The sequence below is a fragment of the Dyella humi genome, from assembly GCF_044904605.1.
Taxonomy (GTDB): Bacteria; Pseudomonadota; Gammaproteobacteria; order Xanthomonadales; family Rhodanobacteraceae; genus Dyella_B; species Dyella_B humi.
Window position 1 is genome coordinate 907,370 of record NZ_JADIKI010000023.1, and the last position, 15,834, is coordinate 923,203.

Here is a 15,834-nt window from a genome sequence, read left to right on the forward strand (position 1 = left end):
TGGTGACCGTTCCTATGAAGGGCTTCACGGCCCTCCCTCCCCTTCAAAAGCGCAGTGCAGCCTGATCGAGCAGGCTCCACGCCCGTTCCGGCGGTATGCCATGGGGCAGGATGCCCAAGCATGGCGCCGGCAGCAGCGCGCGTAGCGTAGCGATATTTTCCTCGATCGCAGCCATCCCAGGGTCGATGCAGTTCCCAATCCAGCCGGTGAGGCGGCAGCCGTCCGCCTCGATCGCCTCGGCGCTGAGTAGCGCGTGATTGAGACAACCCAGCCGCAACCCCACCACCAGCACCACCGGCAATGCCCATGCCTTGGGGATATCCGATGCAAGCAAGCCAGGCGCCAACGGCACGCGCCAGCCGCCAACACCTTCGACCACGACCACGTCATGCCGCGCGCGTAGGGTCTCAAATGCCGCGTGTAGCGGTTGCAACGCGATCGTCACGCCTTCGTGAGCGGCCGCCAGATGCGGCGACAGCGGTTCGCGCAAGGCGATGGGATTGATCTGTTCGTACGGGGGCGACGGCGTGCTGCCGGCAGCCAGCAGCGCCAGCGCATCCTCGTTGCGCAAACCTTGCGCGGTCTCGATACAACCGCTGGCGACGGGCTTCATACCGCAGACGCTTTGACCGGTCGCGCGCAGCGTATGAATCAACGTGCAGGCTGCGTGGGTCTTGCCGATACCGGTATCGGTGCCGGCAATAAATAGCGCGCGCATCACGCTGTTTGCGCCAAAGCTTTTTTCGACCAGCGCCCAGCCCACCAATAGACCACGCCAAGCAAGCCGTAGATATAGCCCGGCAGGCTGGCCCATGCGCCCCCTGTTTCGGATATCGGCAGCGCGGCCAGCAGAGAACACAACGCCACCGCAATCGAACCTAATTGTATGTAGAACACCTTGCGTGCCTCGATCCGTTCGGCGTGCAAAAGGTGCGAATGCTTCAAGCTATGCCGGTAGAGCAAAGCGATGCATCCGACCATGCACGCATAAGCCAGGCCATAGCAGATGTAGAGAGCTTTCAATTCGTGCATGCTGCTGATCGCGGGTTCGTTAGGCAGCACTTGATGGGCGAATAATGCATAGAGCGAACTGAAGAACGCCTGGAACAGCATGTTGAGCGGGTAAACGAAGATCAACGCGAAAAACACCAGCGCCAGGCTCAGTAGCATGCTGACTCCATCGTGCAGACGGAAACGATCGCGCCAATGCACATGCCGACGCCAGAATATCAGTAAGGTGGCGAAGCTACAGGCGAACCCGGGAATCCTGTCCAGGTCCAGCAGCAAATCGTGCAAGCTATGCGGTGCCTCCGCACCAGCGATGGCGAGCACGCTTACCGCAAAGGCAAATGCCGCGTCGATAAAGCCGTCCAGACGGTGGGCCTCGACACGCCCGGCACGTGAAACATCGTGCTCTTCGCTCATGATCCTCCCCTTGCACCGTAGCGCCGGACGCCCCATCTTCCTACACCAGTCTGCAGCAAGCGAGTCATCGCGTCATGTTTGAGATCAAGAGCGGCCAAGCGACGAATAAATCCGAACACTATGCTGAGCTTGCCGAGCAGGCTCGGGGCATGCTTGCGGGCGAGCCAGACCTCATCGCTAACGCCGCCAATTTCGCCGCCCTGGTGTTCCACAGCCTGCCCGATTTCAACTGGGCCGGGTTCTACCTTTATGACGGCACGGAACTGGTGGTTGGGCCGTTCCAGGGCAAGCCGGCTTGCATCCGCATCGCGCTCGGTAGGGGCGTGTGCGGCACCGCAGCGCAAACGCGCCAGACGCAATTGGTGCGCGACGTGAACGCGTTCGATGGCCACATCGCCTGCGACGCGGCCTCGCAATCGGAAATTGTCGTGCCGCTGGTGAAGGCCGACGGCACACTGTTGGGTGTATGGGACGTGGATAGTCCGTCGATCGGTCGCTTCGATGAGGAAGATCGCGCGGGCATGGAAGCGCTGTGCGCGGTGTTCATGGAAAGCGTTCGCGGATAAGTTGCGAGCAGCGCACAAGCCCAAAGGCTTGCATGAGCTTGCCAACGTGTCCGCTTTGTTACATCGCACTGCGCTCGTCGCTCTCCAATAACCGCATTACCGCAGCGCGAGCGTCTTCCACACCCGTCCCATCCGGCACCGAAAACACCTGCGCTGTCACCGGCACGTCCGCACCGATCTCCTTGCGGAATACGGTCAATGCCTGGCTGGCCTGGTTGCGCGTCAGCTTGTCAGCCTTGGTCATCAGCACGTGGCATGGCAGCAAGGTTCGCACACAGAAATCCAGCATCATTCGGTCGAATTCCTTGAGCGGATGACGGATGTCCACGATCAGCACCACGCCGCGCAGGCTGCGGCGCTCGTGCAGGTAGCGGTCGATCTCGTGACGCCAATGCTCACGCAAGGCTTCGGGCACCTTGGCGTAGCCGTAACCAGGCAGATCGATCAAGCGCGTTTCTACGGCCTGCGACGTTTCACCGCGCAGCACCGTGGGCAACGAAAAGGCGACCATCTGCTGCGTGCGCCCTGGCGTCTTGGAGGTGCGCGCCAAGCCCTTGTGGCCGGTCAACGCGTTCAACGCGCTTGATTTGCCTGCATTGGAACGGCCGGCGAACGCCACCTCGGCACCCTCGTCGGCAGGCAATTGCTGGATGCGATGGGCAGCGAGCACGAATTGTGCGCCCTGCAGCGGATTGATAGGCATAGGCTGTCGTTTGACCGGCTAAGATGGGGTAAGGATAATTTGTGGATGCTCTGATTCATTCTGCGTGGGCGTCACCGGCCCTGTCTGTTCGCAGGCCACAGGACCATCGGCGAAGGCAGACTGGCCGTCTGTCAAACCGATGGACCGAAGGCATGCGGACAGACAGGGCCGGTGACGCCTAAGCAGAATGGATCAGATCATCCTTTAGTTCTGCCAGTCACGGTACGCTGAGGGTGCGTACCGTACGTCAATAGCAGTATTTCCTGGAGGCAAGTGTATGAGTTTTCGGCTCGCTGGTTGCCGGCTCGCTGTTTTGAATGCAGTAGCCCTGGTTCTTGCTCTCTCCGCCGGCGCCGCACTTGCGCAGAACACCAAAGCTCCGGCCACACCGGCCGCAGCGCCCGCCCCCTCCACCGCCAAGCCCGCATCTGCAGCGAGCGCGCCGGCGGCCGCTATGCCTACCGCCGCTCCGCATGACGACAACTGGATGGCCTCCACCAAGCCGGGCGACGCCACCGCCGGCCAGGCCAAGGCTGCGGCATGCGGTGCCTGCCATGGCATGGATGGCAACTCCTCCGATCCGCAGTATCCGAAGCTGGCCGGCCAGCACGAGATGTACACCGCGCACCAGCTGCACAACTTCAAGAATGGCGAACGCCAGAACGCGATCATGCTCGGCATGTCCACGCCGCTGTCCGACCAGGACACGCGCGACATCGGCGCCTATTTCGCCAGCAAACAGCCGCTGCCCGGCGTGGCCGACCAGGCGCTGGTCGAGCACGGGCAGAAGCTCTACCGTGAAGGCGATCCGGAACGCGGTATTCCCGCCTGCATGGCCTGCCACAGCATCGACGGGCGCGGTAATCCGGGCGCGATGTATCCGCAGCTCACCAGCCAGCATGCGCAGTACATCGAAGCCAAGCTGAAGGATTTCCACGACGGCGCGACATGGGGCCACGAAGCCCACGCGCAGATCATGCCGACCGTTGCCAAGAACCTTGACCCGCAAGATATCGCGGCACTGGCCAGCTACATCGAAGGCCTGCACGTGACCGACCATAGCGCGGCTGCCGCATCGCCGTAACTTCTTTTCGTCAGTGTTGTCCAAAGCTTCCCTGTTTTACCTATCCCCGAGGCCAGCCATGCTGAAGCGTTTGTCTTTCCTATGCGCGGCGCTGATTGCGCTCGCTGCCTGTAGCCACAACGGCTCCGACACCTCGGCGCCGCAGCCGGCGCCGGCTCAGACATCCGCACCTGCCGCTACGGCCCCTGCCGCCACCGCGCAGGCCCCGACAGCTGCGTCCACCGCCGCCGCACCCGCCAGCACTGCGGCAACCCCGGCATCCGCTTCTACGGCGGCCGCGACGCAGAAACCTTCCGCACCATCCGAACCCTTCGTCGACAACGGCAAGTGGGTGGAAGGCAAGAACTACTTCACCATCGAACCGCAGCAGCCCACCGGCAATCCGGACAAGATCGTGGTGACGGAAGCGTTCTCCTACGCCTGTCCGGCGTGTAACGCGTTCCACTCCACCGCCGATCAGCTTGAGCAGAGCCTGCCGTCGAACGCGGTGATGACTTATCTGCCGGTGTCGTTCCGCCCGGATGAAAACTTCCCGCTGTTCCAGCGCGCCTACTTCGCCGCCAAGGCAATGGGCGTGGCCGAGAAGGCACACGACGCGGTGTTCGACGCGGTGTGGAAGACCGGCGAACTGGCTTCGGACGATCTCACCACCGGCCGTCCGAAGCCGCAGTCGGCGTGGCCGACGATCGACGACGTGGCGAAGTTCTACGCCAAGTACGGCGTGGATCCCAAACAGTTCGTCGCCGTAGCCAACTCCTTCAGCATCAACACGCAGATGAAGCGTGCCGATGACCAGGTGAAAGCGTATGCCGTAGATGGCACGCCCACCATCATCATCAACGGCAAGTATCGCTTCACGCCCGGCAACGCCGGCGGTTACCCGCAGTCGATCGAGCTGACCAAATGGCTCGTCGCCAAGGAAGCCGCGGGCAAGTAACCACCCATGTACAGCGCCCGGTCCGCCGGGCGCTTTTTTGTTTGATCAAAAGCGCAGGAAGAACCATGTTCAAGACCGCCCAATTCCGCATCGCCGCCCTGCTCTGCGGGTTGCTGTTGACCACCGCGTGCAGCGCCGCGGGTCCCGATGCCGCCGCTGCTCCCTTTACCGACGGCAACCAGTACGTCACCCTGCCCGCGCCGAATCAGCGCGACAGCAACAGCGGCAAGGTGGAAGTGGTGGAGGTGTTCTCCTACGCGTGCATCCATTGCGCGGAGTTCTCCACGTATGCCGACGAGCTGCGCAAGTCGCTACCCAAGGGCGTGGAATTCAAACTAGTACCGGCGCCGTTCAACGATAGCTGGGTGCCGTTCGCACGCGCCTATTACGCGTCCAAGAAGCTGGGCCTGCTGGAGCAGACGCACGATGCGCTGTTCAAGGCAAAGTTTGAGGAACAATTTCCGATCAACTCCATGGACGAGATCGCCGATTTCTACGCACAGCATGGCGCCAATCGCGCCGAGTTTCTGAAGATCGCCAACTCGCCCGAAGTGAATGCGCAGATCAAGAAAGATCTCACGCTGATTCAGTCCTGGGGTGTGGATGGCACGCCGACCATCGTCGTCGACGGCAAGTACCGCAGCGCCAACATCAAGAGCTTCTCTGAGCTGGTGGATCTCACCAAGTGGCTGGTGCAGCAGGAGCTGAGCGCCAAGCAGAAGTAAACCGCCAGGATGCTCCGATCGCTGTCTGGAGCATCCTTCCCATGCGGCTTTCACAATAGTCGCATCGAGAACCTTTAGGATGCTCCGACCTTTCCGGAGCATCCTCGACGCTGGATCCATGTCCCCCGCCAAGCACCAACGGCTGCGCCTCCTGAGCTGCAATATTCTGGCGGGGGCCAGCGTGCAACGTTACCGGCAATATGTCACCCGCAGCATCAACGCGGTGCTGCCGGCGCGCAGCAAGCTGGACAACCTCGATCGCCTGGCCGAACTGTTGCCGCAATTCGACGTGGTCGGTCTGCAAGAAGCCGATGCGGGCAGCCTGCGTTCGGGCTTCCTCAATCAGACACGCTATCTGGCTGAAACGTCCGGCATGCCGTTCTGGAGCCATCAGCCGAACCGGCCGGTCGCGCAGCTTTCGCACACGGCCAATGGTCTGATCTGCCGGCTCGAGCCGCAAACGGTCATCGACTATCCGCTGCCCAGCCGCATTCCCGGGCGCGGTGCGCTACTGGCACGTTTCGGCGACGATGCGCACGGATTGGCGGTGGTGGTCGCGCATCTTTCACTCAGCGCGCAGGCGCGCGCGAAACAACTCGCCTTCATCGCCGAAGTACTGCAGGATCATCCGCACGCGGTGCTGATGGGCGATCTCAACACCGACACGCACAGCCCGGAAATGCGTCACCTGTTCGCGCACTCGAGCTTGCAACCGCCGGAGCAAGCGGTGCCGACTTTCCCAAGCTGGAAACCGCGGCGCGCGCTTGATCATATTCTGGTGTCATCGGACATCCGGATCGACAAGATGTGGACGCTGCCGCAGGCGTTCTCCGATCATCTGGCGCTGGCTGCGGAAATCCAGTTTTCCTCAACTTCTGTGAAAAAGCATCGATGACCGCAAGACGTTTCATTCCTATCGCCATGCCATGGCTTCTGATCGTGATGATCGGCCTGCTTGGCGCAGGGCTGCGCTACGGCCTTATCGAATCGCGAACGCTGGCGGATCTTTGCGACGACGGCAGTCCTCCCAGTTGGTGCAGCGTGCGTCTGGCGGTGGTGATCGGCTTCAGCCGATATGGCTACGGCGTCGCGGCAATCATCGTTACCGCGCTGGCGATGATCTGGAGCAAACCGTGGCTCGCGGGCCTGGCCGCGGCGCTTGGCGTGTTCGCACTCAACCTGTACTGCTATGACGCCGGCGCCATAGCCTTACTGATCGGCAGCCTGCGCCTCGTGCGGCTGCAGGCGAACCGCATGGCAGCGCCAAGCCACCAAGATCGGCACGGCAATCGCCAGATTCAACCCCAGCCATAGCCACGTCACTTTGTTCATGCCCGCTTCCTGCACCACCGGCGCGATCGCCAGGATGGGCCCGATGCAGGCTAGAAAGCGCTGCTCGGCCGACGGCATGGATAGCTCGTGCGTCAGCAGACCGAACATGCCGTACGCAACGCAAGGCAGCAGGAACAGACCCATCGGAAAATCCATGTAGCGGCCGTCGAAGGCCAGCAGAATGTCGTAGAGCACCAGCGCGAACAGCGCGCCGAAGCGCCACCACTGCGCAGGTTCGGAATGATCGTGATGATCCGCCATATGCCCCGCGATGCGCCGCGCTAACGCCGTTGCAATGACCAGTGCACCCACCAGGCATACCGCCGAGAGCAGCCATTGCCACCACCACTCGCAAGCGAACATCATCTGCCGCAATTGCCACGCCGCTGAAGTCCCGGCCGCGAAACCCGCTAGCAACAGAGCCAACCATCCTCTGATCCCGCGCCAGCTGCGGCGCCATGCACCCACCATCGCGAACGCCACGGCGCACACCGCGCCGGCCAGCCATCCCAGCCACCAATGTGGCTCTTCGGTCACCGGTCCGAGCATCGGAAATTTCGGCTGCGCGTGCGTATCGAAGATGCCCCAATAACCACCCACGGTGCCTTCCTGCGCGCGCTTCCACGGCTGGTCGAAGGTTTCGATCACGTTGTACGGCATGTGCACGTCGGCGGCATAGCGAAGAAAGGCACGCAGGTACAACGCTTCGTCCACCAAACTCGGTTCGGCCGAACGACGCAGACGTCCCGCGCTGGGCCAACCGGTTTCACCGATCATCAGCTGCTTGCCGGGGAACATGTGCTGCATGCGCGCATAAACATCCTCCACATGATGCACGGCATCGATAGCCGCTACCGGATTGTCTTCCCAGTAAGGCAGGATGTGCATGGTGATGAAATCCACAACGCTGGCCATTTGCGGATAGCGCAACCAGTCCTGCCATACGTCGGCGTAAGTCACCGGGATCGTTGTGGGCACTGCCGCGCGTACGCGCCGAATGTATTCGGTCAGCCGCCTGGGCGACAGATCGCCGCGCAACAGTACTTCGTTGCCGACGATAACACCCCGAATCGTCTTAGGATTCGCTTTGGCGGTAGCGATGCCCAGTTCGATTTCCTTTTCGTTTTCCTTCACCTCGCTACCCAACCAGATACCCATCAGCACCTGCATGTGATAGCGCGCGGCGATCGCTGGCACAGCAGCGAGCCCGTGACCTTGCGAATAGGTGCGCACGCAGTCGAAGCGTTGCGACAGCGCGTGCAGATCTTCGTCGATGCGTTCCGGCGTCATGACGAAATGCGTATTGAAAGGCGTTTCGCCCGGCTTACGAAACGGCGCATAGGACACGCAGGCAATACGCGCCGATGGCGCATCCGGCAAGTCGACCGGCCGACCGATCTGCCACCACCAGGCCAGACCGGCGAGCGTGGCCAGGATCAGCGCCAGCCAGGCAAGTCCGTAATGAGCGGCGTTCTTGGACGGAGACGTCATGCGGGTCCTGTAGGTGTGCTGCGGTCGAAACGCGAAAGCTTAGCAGCGGGAAATACGACGCAGTGCATTCAAACCGCTCCGCCGCCCACACTTCATGACGGCTGTGAAGGAACGTTCAGGACACAAAAAAACCATCCATTACACTTACCAAGGATTATCCGCAGGATCTGGAGTTCCTATGGCGTTGCCAGCCGTATCGCGTCTCGGCCGCTATCTGTTGACCGTCATCGCCGGCGGGATGCTGGCTGGTACGGTTGCCGCGCAATCGTCGGATAACGCTTCGCTCGAAGCGCAACGCGCCGCGTTCAAGCAAGCCTACGCCACGGCCAGCCAGGGCGGCGACAGCTGGCGACCGCTCGCGGAGGGCCTCCAGAACTATCCGCTGTACCCCTATCTGCAGGCGGCCTCGCTGGAACACGATCTGCAACAGACGGATCGCGCCACGGTGGAGGCCTATCTGCGCGAGTATCCCGGCCTGATCCCGGCCAACGACCTGCGCCGCGACTTCCTGCAGGAGCTGGCGCAGCGCCAGGACTGGACCGATTTCGTCGCGATGTACCAGCCGGACCTCGGCGATGCGCTGAGCTGCTACGCGCTGCAGGCGCAACTCGCGGGCAACGCCAAGCTGGATTTCAATCGCGATCTGGCCACGCTGTGGGCCGCGCCTGCGCTGCCCTCGGCGTGTGATCCGGTGCTGCAGGCCGCTTACGATCAAGGATTGTTGACGCCCGCACGCATCTGGTCGCGCATCGACGCGGCAGTCGACGCCGGCAAGGCTGGCACGGTTTCCGGCATGGCGAAGTGGTTGCCGCCAGAGGACGCACAGGCGGCGAAAAATCTGGCCCTGGCCCTCAACGAACCCGCCACGGCAACGATGGCCGCCAAGCAATGGCCCGACACCGCGCGCGCGCGCGAAGCCGCCACGCTGGCGCTGGTGCGCCTGGCGCGGCGTCAATCTGGCACAGCCGACACCGCCTGGCAGACGCTGCAAGGCCGCTTCCATTTCTCGGCCGAACAACGCGACCGTGTCTTGAATGCGCTGGCGCTCTTCCATGCCACCGACTTCGACGCCGACGCGCTGGCGCGACTGGTCAACCTGCCTGCCTCCGCGCAGACGCCGGCCAGCCGTGATTGGCGCGTGCGCGTAGCGCTGGCGGAAAAGAACTGGCAGGCCGTGCTGGACGCCATCGCTGCCATGCCCCCGACACAGCAGCAAGATGATGAATGGCAATATTTCCGCGCGCGCGCGTTGAGCGAACTAGGCCGTAGCGATGAGGCGCAACACGTGTATGCCGCCGTGGCCGAGCAATCGAGCTACTTCGGTTACCTGGCGGCCGACCGCCAAGGCGCGCCGTACGTGCTGTGCAGCACGCAACCCGCCGCCGATGCGCAAGCGCAGCAGTCCGTGCTGGCGATACCCGGCATCCGCCGCGCCTTCGAGCTCTTCGCCGTGGGTATGCCCAAGCAGGCGCGTCGCGAGTGGACCCTGGCGCTGGCCAATGCCGATGCGCAAACGATCCGGCAGGCGGTGATCCTCGCCGACGAACGCGGCTGGTACGACCGTGCCGTGTTCGCCTTCAACAAGGGCGATGCACTGCGTTACTACCCGCTGCGCTTCCCGCTCGCCAGCCAGGACGGCCTGGTGCCGCAGGCCCAGCAGGCCGGCATCGATCCTTCCTGGGCGTACGGCATTCTGCGCGTGGAGAGCGCATGGATGAGCGATGCGCAATCCGGCGCCGACGCCCGCGGACTCATGCAGTTGGTGCCCAGCACCGCCGCCGACGTGGCGCGCCGCAACGGTCTTGCATGGAGCGGCGGGGACAGCCTGTACGATCCGGCCATCAACATCGAGCTGGGTACGCGCTATCTCGCGCAGATGCAGGACCGCTTCAGCGGCTCAGCCTGGCTGGCCAGCGCCGCCTACAACGCCGGCGCCGCGCGGGTGAACCAATGGGTCGACGCACGCAGCAAGCTACCGCCCGATCTGTTCGTCGCCACCATGCCCTTCAAGGAAACCCGCGAATACGTGGCGCGCGTGATGTATTACAGCGTGATCTACGACTGGCGCCTGCACGGCACGGCCGCACCGATTTCCACCCGCATGGCACCCATCGGTCAGCTCTACAACCGCCCGGATCCGCCGAGCACACGCAAAGATCTCACTTGCCCGGCGCCGAGTGTGGCTGCTGCGTCGTCCGCTCCGCCACCCGCGGCAGCGGCATCCACTGCGGCGTCGAAAGCCAGTGCACCCACTAGTGACAAGGTGCACTGACGCTCGCACGCGATGACGGATCGGCAACGCATCACTTCTACCGGCAACGAGTAAGATCATCGCAAGGTGACCCCTCACCCCGACCCACTCCCGCAGGGAGCGGGCGCTGGCTTGTCGCATCGCCAGGAGGATTTTCGCCATGACTACGCAACGCATCGTAATGCTCGGCGCAACCGGTTTCGTAGGGAGCTATCTGGTGCCTCGCCTTGCCGCCGACGGGCATCGCATCATCCTGCTGTCACGCAATCGCGAACTGCATCGCACGCTGGCCGTGCTGCCCGATGTTTCCATTCGCAGCGCGGATGTGTACGACGATGCCGTACTGCGGCGCCATTGCGACGGCGCCGATACCGTGATCAACCTCATCGGCATTCTCAATGCCGGCGGCCGCCATACATTCCAACGTGCGCACGTGGAGATAGCGAGGCGCCTGATCGACATCTGCAAGACCACCGGCGTGAAGCGGCTACATCAAATGAGTTCGCTCAAAGCCGGGCAAGGTCAGTCGCAATACCTGAAAACGCGCGGTGAAGCCGAAACGCTGGTGAAGACGTCGCCACTGAAGTGGACGATCTACGAGCCGAGCGTGATCTTCGGACCCGGCGATGGTCTCGTCACGCGTTTCGCTGGTCTGCTGCGAAAAATGCCGGCGCTTCCGCTCGCGCGCGCAAGCTCGCGCATGGCACCGACATACGTGGGTGACGTCGCCGAAGCCATCGCACGCTGTGTGGCCGATGACAAGCTTTCCTCACGCCGCAGTTTCGAACTGTATGGCCCAGAAGTGCTTACGCTGGGCGATATCGTGCACGCGATCCGCGATGCCGCCGGCTCGCGCACGCCAATCATCCCGCTGCCCGACAGCCTGGGCCGCCTACAAGCGCTGGTCGCCGGCATGCTGCCCGGCAAACCGTTTTCGCTAGACAATTTTCTTTCGCTCGGCACCGATTCGGTTGGCAGCGTGAACGGCTACGCGGCGCTCAACATCGTGCCGCAGCCGTTCATGGCGTCCTTGCCGCATGTGCTTCGCGGCATGCCACGGCAGCATCGGCTGGACCTTGCACGACAGGCCTTCCGTCACCGCGGAGCGTAGAAGCCGCCATGGCACAATAGGGCATGCGTACTTACCTGGTCGGCGGCGCGGTCCGTGACAAATTGCTGGGGCGCGCCGTGATCGACCACGACCACGTGGTGGTCGGCGCACAGCCGGAAGACATGCTGGCGCTCGGCTACCGGCCGGTCGGCAAGGATTTCCCGGTATTCCTGCATCCGCAAACCAGCGAGGAATATGCCCTCGCACGCACCGAACGCAAGACCGGTCGCGGCTACCACGGCTTCGCCTTCCACGCCGATCCCGAGGTGACGCTGGAGCAGGACCTCGCACGCCGCGACCTCACCATCAACGCGATCGCCGAAGACGAAGAAGGCACACTGGTCGATCCCTACGGCGGCGCGCGTGATATCGAGCAACGCCTGCTGCGCCACGTTTCGCCCGCCTTTGTGGAAGACCCCGTTCGCCTGTTGCGCGTAGCACGCTTCACCGCACGCTTCGCGCCGCTCGGTTTCACCGTCGCCGACGAGACCATGGCCTTGCTGCAGCAAATGGTGCGCGACGGCGAGGTCGATCACCTCGTCCCCGAACGCGTATGGGCTGAAACACGCAAGGCGCTCAGCGAAGCACAGCCCTCGGCCTTTTTGCGCGTACTGCGCGAAGCCGGCGCGCTGGCCGTGCTGTTCCCGGAAATCGATGCCTTGTACGGCATGCCGCAGCGCGCCGAATTCCATCCCGAAATCGACACCGGCATCCACTTGGAAATGGTGCTCGACGCAGCCGCCAAGCTGGCACCCGGCAGCGACCTGGTTGGCTTCTGCGCGCTCACACACGATCTCGGCAAAGCGCTCACACCGAAGGACGAACTGCCGCGCCACATCGGTCACGAACATCGCGGAGTAAAACCTTTGCACGCCCTGACCGCACGCCTGAAAGTCCCCACCGAATACGCCGAACTCGCCGAACTGGTGTGCCGCGAACACCTCAATTGCCATCGCGCATTCGAACTCAAACCCGCCACGGTATTGAAATTACTAACGGCCCTCGATGCCCTACGCCGTCCCGAACGCCTGCAAATCTTCCTCACCGCCTGCATGGCCGACAAGCGCGGAAGACTCGGCCATGAGCAAGATGATTATCCGCAGGCAGCATTCTTACGCCATGCGCGCGATACCGCTGCGTCGGTCACTTCTGCTCCGTTCGTAGCGCAAGGGTTGCAAGGGCCGGCGATCGGAGCCGAGATGGACAAAGCGCGCGTGCAGGCGATCGCAGATTTGAAAGCAACATGACTTGCAGCGTCTGTTACGAGACGTACCCGCGCTAACTACCCTACCGAATGAAATTACAAACGTGCACCCTGATCCGCCGCCAGCAGATCAGCTAGCAATGGCAACGCCGCAAGCCCTCTCGCCAACAACATCGCCTGGAAACGCTCGCCCATCTGATCCGGCAAAGTGAGCTTTTTCACCTGCTGAGCTAGCTGGTAGCGGGTGACGTCATCGGTGGCCTGCTCATAGGCGTGTTCGAAGACGGCCTGTAAACCGGCAGCGATCAGGAATTGGGCTTGGGAGAGATATGCGGCGACGCCGAAGCCGGCGCTGTTGCCGGCCTCGGCGAGTGCGGTGAAGTCGACGGAGGCGGTGAGGTCGTTGAGGCCCGGCAGGTAAAAGGGGTCGTTGTGCGCGCGGTGGCGGTAGTGCGCCATTAGCGTGCCGTCCTGGCGTTCGGGCAGATAGAACTCGCGACGCACGTAGCCGTAATCGATGAATAGCATCAGGCCGGCTTCGAGCGAACCCGCGACGGCCTGCATCCAATACGGTAGTTGCGGGAGAATTTCCGAGCGATAGCCGTCCTCGAAATCCCGTCCGAGATCGCGTTCGACATGCCGTACCGCGCCGGTCACCAAGGCGTCGGCGGGACGATCGACACGCAGCAGACGCGCGTCGCCATCGAGTGCAACGTGTTCTTCGTAGACTTCGCCATGCCGCATCACGAAACGCGTGGTGGGCAGAGCATCGATGACTTCATTGGCGAACAGGATGCCGCGCCAGTTTTCCTCGGGCGGACGATCGATCCACGCGACACGCGCCATGACGTGCGGCGCCAGCGCCACGGCAAGCCGCTCGCGCTGGCGCTCGCGCAGGTCGGCGCTGGGTTCCAGAATCAGATAGCGACGCGGTAGTACACCGTTTTCGGCAAGGGCAAGCAGCGCGGCTTCGGCAAACGCACCGCTGCCGCCGCCGAGCTCCAGGAAATCCGCCTCGCTGCCCAGCATGGCCAGCACCGGCTGCACAGCGTGCACCACGCAGCGCGCAAACAGTTCGCCGAGCTCCGGCGCGGTGACGAAGTCGCCGGCTTCACCGAACTTGGTCTTGCCGGCGCTGTAGTAGCCGAGGCCAGGTGCGTACAGGCAACGCTCCATGTACTGCGAGAACGGAATGGGCCCGTGCGCGGCGATGGTTTCGCGCAGGTGCCGCAGCAGTCGCTCGGAATGAGCGAGCTCATCGGCGGCCGGCTCGGGCAAGCGGGAAGTCTTGGAGAAATTCGTCATGGATGCGAAGGCGCGTCCGCGGCATTCGGCTTCAACAGCCAACGCACCGCAAGTATGCCGACTTCGTAAAGCAGGCACATCGGAATGGCCAGCATGATCATCGAGGTGATATCGGGCGGCGTGACCACGGCCGCAATGGCAAACGCGCCGACAACCGCGTAGCGCCTGCCCTTGCGCAGCTTGTCCAGATCGACCACGCCGACGGCTGCCAATACCACGACCGCCACTGGTACCTCGAAGCACAGTCCGAAGGCGAAGAACATCAGCATTACGAAATCCAGGTAATGCGTGATGTCGGTCATCATCTCCACGCCCTGCGGCGTGACGGCGGTGAGAAAACGGAAGGCAGCCGGTAGCACCAGAAAGTAAGCGAACGCGCAGCCGATGTAGAAGAGCACCAGCGTCGCGACCAGCAGCGGCCGTGCCAGGCGCTTCTCATGCTTGTACAAACCCGGGCTCACGAACGCCCACAGTTGGTACAGGGTCACAGGCATGGTGATGAACAGAGCTGCGTAGAACACGAGCTTCAGCGGCGTGATGAAAGGGCTGGCGACTTCGGTGGCAATCAGGTGCGCACCTTCGGGCAGGCGCGAGACCAGCGGCGCAGCCAACCATGAGTACAAGCGATTGGCGAAGGGAACCAGCGCCGCCAGCACCACGACCAGTGCAAGAATAGCCTTGATCAGTCGCGTGCGAAGTTCGAGCAAGTGCGAGAACAGGCCTTGCTGCAGATCCAATTCTGGCTCTGAGCCTGGATTCATATTCCAAGTACCCCGCGCCGGGAGCTGTTTGCGCGCAAGCCAAGGAGGAGCGAGGGCGCGTATGTCGATACGTAACCGAGCGAGGACGCAGGATTGCGGGCAAACAGACCCGGCCCTACGGGTTGCGCCTGAGTGGCCGCCATGCGGCAGCGCGCGGCTTGACCAGACGGCCAGTCTAGCGCTGCACCACGCGCTACCACCTGACGACCACTCAGGCGCAACGCGGGGTACTTGGAATATAAATCCAGGCTCTCAGTTGCCATGCGGCGTGTCCTTCGTTGCATCAGCCTCGGCGAGTTCCTGCTGCACATGAGCGATGCCGTCGCGCACTTCGGTAGCAGTGGCGGCGACCTGCTCGCGCGTCTCGCGGGCGGTCTTATTCATCTCGGCCTGCATGGCTTCGGCGCGCGCTGCCGCTTCGCGTGCGGTGCGCTTGAGTTCTTCGATTTCCAGCTCGCGCTCGACTTCGGCTCGCACGCTCTCCCAGCCCGAGCGCAGACGACGCACCAGGGCGCCGGCCGTGCGTGCGGCATGCGGCAACTTTTCGGGGCCGAGTACGATCAGCGCAATCAGCGCCAGCAACAGCAGCTTGCCGAGGCTGATCTCGATCATGGGGATACCTACGCGCTTACTTCGATTCGCTGGAATCGCGCTGCTGACTGGTTGAGCTGCCGGTGCCGAGCGGCGGATCGGCCTGCAGCTTCTCCTTCTCCTGCGCCTTGCGCTTTTCCTCGTCCTCGTCGCCCTGCATGGCTTTCTTGAAGCCACGCACGGCGTTACCGAGATCGGAGCCGACCCGCGTCAGCTTGCCGGTGCCGAACACCAGCAGAATGATGACGAGCAAGATCGCCCAATGCCAAATGCTGTCCAGACCCATGAGAACCTCGTTGCGGAATCTTGCCGTCTGCGCCCGCGAGGATGCGGGCGCCGGCTTCCGTA

17 protein-coding genes are annotated in these 15,834 nt (G+C 62.9%); 9 read left to right on the forward strand and 8 right to left on the reverse strand.

Features of this window, described 5'->3' with window-relative positions:
• Positions 1–43 precede the first annotated feature (43 nt).
• Both bioD and ISP18_RS15320 read right to left on the reverse strand, forming a co-directional pair.
• Positions 44–718 carry a dethiobiotin synthase gene (gene bioD, locus ISP18_RS15315; RefSeq protein ID WP_380015867.1) on the reverse strand — a complete coding sequence of 225 codons (675 nt, stop codon included), beginning with the start codon at positions 716–718 and terminating at the stop codon, positions 44–46.
• A complete protein-coding gene (locus ISP18_RS15320) occupies positions 718–1,425 on the reverse strand; it encodes a TMEM175 family protein (protein WP_380013755.1) in 708 nt (235 codons plus the stop codon). Before ISP18_RS15320 ends, bioD begins: the two co-directional genes overlap by 1 nt.
• Before the next feature lie 74 nt (positions 1,426–1,499).
• On the opposite strand from ISP18_RS15320, the gene ISP18_RS15325 reads away from it, so the two are divergent.
• Positions 1,500–1,991, forward strand: a complete 492-nt coding sequence (locus ISP18_RS15325; protein WP_380013758.1) for a GAF domain-containing protein — start codon at positions 1,500–1,502, stop codon at positions 1,989–1,991.
• 58 nt (positions 1,992–2,049) lie between these two features.
• Here the strand turns inward: ISP18_RS15325 and yihA are convergent, their stop codons facing one another.
• Positions 2,050–2,694, reverse strand: coding sequence for a ribosome biogenesis GTP-binding protein YihA/YsxC (gene yihA / locus ISP18_RS15330; RefSeq protein WP_380013761.1), 645 nt, complete (start codon positions 2,692–2,694; stop codon positions 2,050–2,052).
• Positions 2,695–2,971: 277 nt separating this feature from the next.
• Between yihA and ISP18_RS15335 the strand changes: the two genes are divergently transcribed.
• The 5 genes from ISP18_RS15335 (at position 2,972) to ISP18_RS15355 (ending at position 6,754) form a co-directional block, all read left to right on the forward strand.
• A complete protein-coding gene (locus ISP18_RS15335; RefSeq protein WP_380013764.1) occupies positions 2,972–3,778 on the forward strand; it encodes a c-type cytochrome in 807 nt (268 codons plus the stop codon).
• Positions 3,779–3,836: 58 nt separating this feature from the next.
• Positions 3,837–4,715 carry a thiol:disulfide interchange protein DsbA/DsbL gene (locus tag ISP18_RS15340; protein ID WP_380013767.1) on the forward strand — a complete coding sequence of 293 codons (879 nt, stop codon included), beginning with the start codon at positions 3,837–3,839 and terminating at the stop codon, positions 4,713–4,715.
• A 65-nt stretch (positions 4,716–4,780) separates the two neighbouring features.
• Positions 4,781–5,440: a thiol:disulfide interchange protein DsbA/DsbL gene (locus ISP18_RS15345; RefSeq protein WP_380013770.1), complete on the forward strand. Its 660-nt coding sequence runs from the start codon at positions 4,781–4,783 to the stop codon at positions 5,438–5,440.
• Positions 5,441–5,558: 118 nt separating this feature from the next.
• Positions 5,559–6,335, forward strand: coding sequence for an endonuclease/exonuclease/phosphatase family protein (locus ISP18_RS15350; protein ID WP_380013772.1), 777 nt, complete (start codon positions 5,559–5,561; stop codon positions 6,333–6,335).
• Positions 6,332–6,754, forward strand: a complete 423-nt coding sequence (locus tag ISP18_RS15355) for a hypothetical protein (protein ID WP_380013775.1) — start codon at positions 6,332–6,334, stop codon at positions 6,752–6,754. Before ISP18_RS15350 ends, ISP18_RS15355 begins: the two co-directional genes overlap by 4 nt.
• Here the strand turns inward: ISP18_RS15355 and ISP18_RS15360 are convergent.
• The gene (locus ISP18_RS15360; RefSeq protein ID WP_380013778.1) at positions 6,650–8,263 is read right to left on the reverse strand and encodes a glycoside hydrolase family 17 protein; all 1,614 of its coding nucleotides are present in this window, start codon (positions 8,261–8,263) and stop codon (positions 6,650–6,652) included. The two genes, ISP18_RS15355 and ISP18_RS15360, sit on opposite strands and share 105 nt — an antisense overlap.
• A gap of 178 nt (positions 8,264–8,441) precedes the next feature.
• On the opposite strand from ISP18_RS15360, the gene ISP18_RS15365 reads away from it, so the two are divergent.
• From ISP18_RS15365 to ISP18_RS15375, 3 genes are all read left to right on the forward strand, one after another.
• Positions 8,442–10,535 (forward strand): transglycosylase SLT domain-containing protein, encoded by a 2,094-nt coding sequence (locus ISP18_RS15365; RefSeq protein ID WP_380013781.1) that lies wholly within the window; start codon positions 8,442–8,444, stop codon positions 10,533–10,535.
• A 139-nt stretch (positions 10,536–10,674) separates the two neighbouring features.
• Entirely contained in the window at positions 10,675–11,625 is a 951-nt protein-coding gene (locus tag ISP18_RS15370) for a complex I NDUFA9 subunit family protein (RefSeq protein ID WP_380013784.1), read from the forward strand.
• A 23-nt stretch (positions 11,626–11,648) separates the two neighbouring features.
• Entirely contained in the window at positions 11,649–12,872 is a 1,224-nt protein-coding gene (locus ISP18_RS15375; protein WP_380013787.1) for a multifunctional CCA addition/repair protein, read from the forward strand.
• A 53-nt stretch (positions 12,873–12,925) separates the two neighbouring features.
• Here the strand turns inward: ISP18_RS15375 and ISP18_RS15380 are convergent, their stop codons facing one another.
• From ISP18_RS15380 to tatA, 4 genes are all read right to left on the reverse strand, one after another.
• Complete coding sequence (locus ISP18_RS15380) at positions 12,926–14,134, reverse strand: class I SAM-dependent methyltransferase (protein WP_380013789.1); 1,209 nt, start codon at positions 14,132–14,134, stop codon at positions 12,926–12,928.
• Positions 14,131–14,895 (reverse strand): twin-arginine translocase subunit TatC, encoded by a 765-nt coding sequence (tatC, locus tag ISP18_RS15385; RefSeq protein WP_380013792.1) that lies wholly within the window; start codon positions 14,893–14,895, stop codon positions 14,131–14,133. Before tatC ends, ISP18_RS15380 begins: the two co-directional genes overlap by 4 nt.
• 252 nt (positions 14,896–15,147) lie before the next feature.
• Positions 15,148–15,507 (reverse strand): Sec-independent protein translocase protein TatB, encoded by a 360-nt coding sequence (gene tatB, locus ISP18_RS15390; protein ID WP_380013795.1) that lies wholly within the window; start codon positions 15,505–15,507, stop codon positions 15,148–15,150.
• Between the two features lie 16 nt (positions 15,508–15,523).
• Positions 15,524–15,772 (reverse strand): Sec-independent protein translocase subunit TatA, encoded by a 249-nt coding sequence (tatA, locus tag ISP18_RS15395; RefSeq protein WP_380013798.1) that lies wholly within the window; start codon positions 15,770–15,772, stop codon positions 15,524–15,526.
• Positions 15,773–15,834: the final 62 nt, after the last annotated feature.

Coding starts and splice junctions, on each gene's coding strand:
- bioD (WP_380015867.1), bottom strand. CDS start 718: ATGCGCGCGCTATTTATTGCCGGCACCGATACCGGTATCGGCAAGACC.
- ISP18_RS15320 (WP_380013755.1), bottom strand. CDS start 1,425: ATGAGCGAAGAGCACGATGTTTCACGTGCCGGGCGTGTCGAGGCCCAC.
- ISP18_RS15325 (WP_380013758.1), top strand. CDS start 1,500: ATGTTTGAGATCAAGAGCGGCCAAGCGACGAATAAATCCGAACACTAT.
- yihA (WP_380013761.1), bottom strand. CDS start 2,694: ATGCCTATCAATCCGCTGCAGGGCGCACAATTCGTGCTCGCTGCCCAT.
- ISP18_RS15335 (WP_380013764.1), top strand. CDS start 2,972: ATGAGTTTTCGGCTCGCTGGTTGCCGGCTCGCTGTTTTGAATGCAGTA.
- ISP18_RS15340 (WP_380013767.1), top strand. CDS start 3,837: ATGCTGAAGCGTTTGTCTTTCCTATGCGCGGCGCTGATTGCGCTCGCT.
- ISP18_RS15345 (WP_380013770.1), top strand. CDS start 4,781: ATGTTCAAGACCGCCCAATTCCGCATCGCCGCCCTGCTCTGCGGGTTG.
- ISP18_RS15350 (WP_380013772.1), top strand. CDS start 5,559: ATGTCCCCCGCCAAGCACCAACGGCTGCGCCTCCTGAGCTGCAATATT.
- ISP18_RS15355 (WP_380013775.1), top strand. CDS start 6,332: ATGACCGCAAGACGTTTCATTCCTATCGCCATGCCATGGCTTCTGATC.
- ISP18_RS15360 (WP_380013778.1), bottom strand. CDS start 8,263: ATGACGTCTCCGTCCAAGAACGCCGCTCATTACGGACTTGCCTGGCTG.
- ISP18_RS15365 (WP_380013781.1), top strand. CDS start 8,442: ATGGCGTTGCCAGCCGTATCGCGTCTCGGCCGCTATCTGTTGACCGTC.
- ISP18_RS15370 (WP_380013784.1), top strand. CDS start 10,675: ATGACTACGCAACGCATCGTAATGCTCGGCGCAACCGGTTTCGTAGGG.
- ISP18_RS15375 (WP_380013787.1), top strand. CDS start 11,649: ATGCGTACTTACCTGGTCGGCGGCGCGGTCCGTGACAAATTGCTGGGG.
- ISP18_RS15380 (WP_380013789.1), bottom strand. CDS start 14,134: ATGACGAATTTCTCCAAGACTTCCCGCTTGCCCGAGCCGGCCGCCGAT.
- tatC (WP_380013792.1), bottom strand. CDS start 14,895: ATGAATCCAGGCTCAGAGCCAGAATTGGATCTGCAGCAAGGCCTGTTC.
- tatB (WP_380013795.1), bottom strand. CDS start 15,507: ATGATCGAGATCAGCCTCGGCAAGCTGCTGTTGCTGGCGCTGATTGCG.
- tatA (WP_380013798.1), bottom strand. CDS start 15,772: ATGGGTCTGGACAGCATTTGGCATTGGGCGATCTTGCTCGTCATCATT.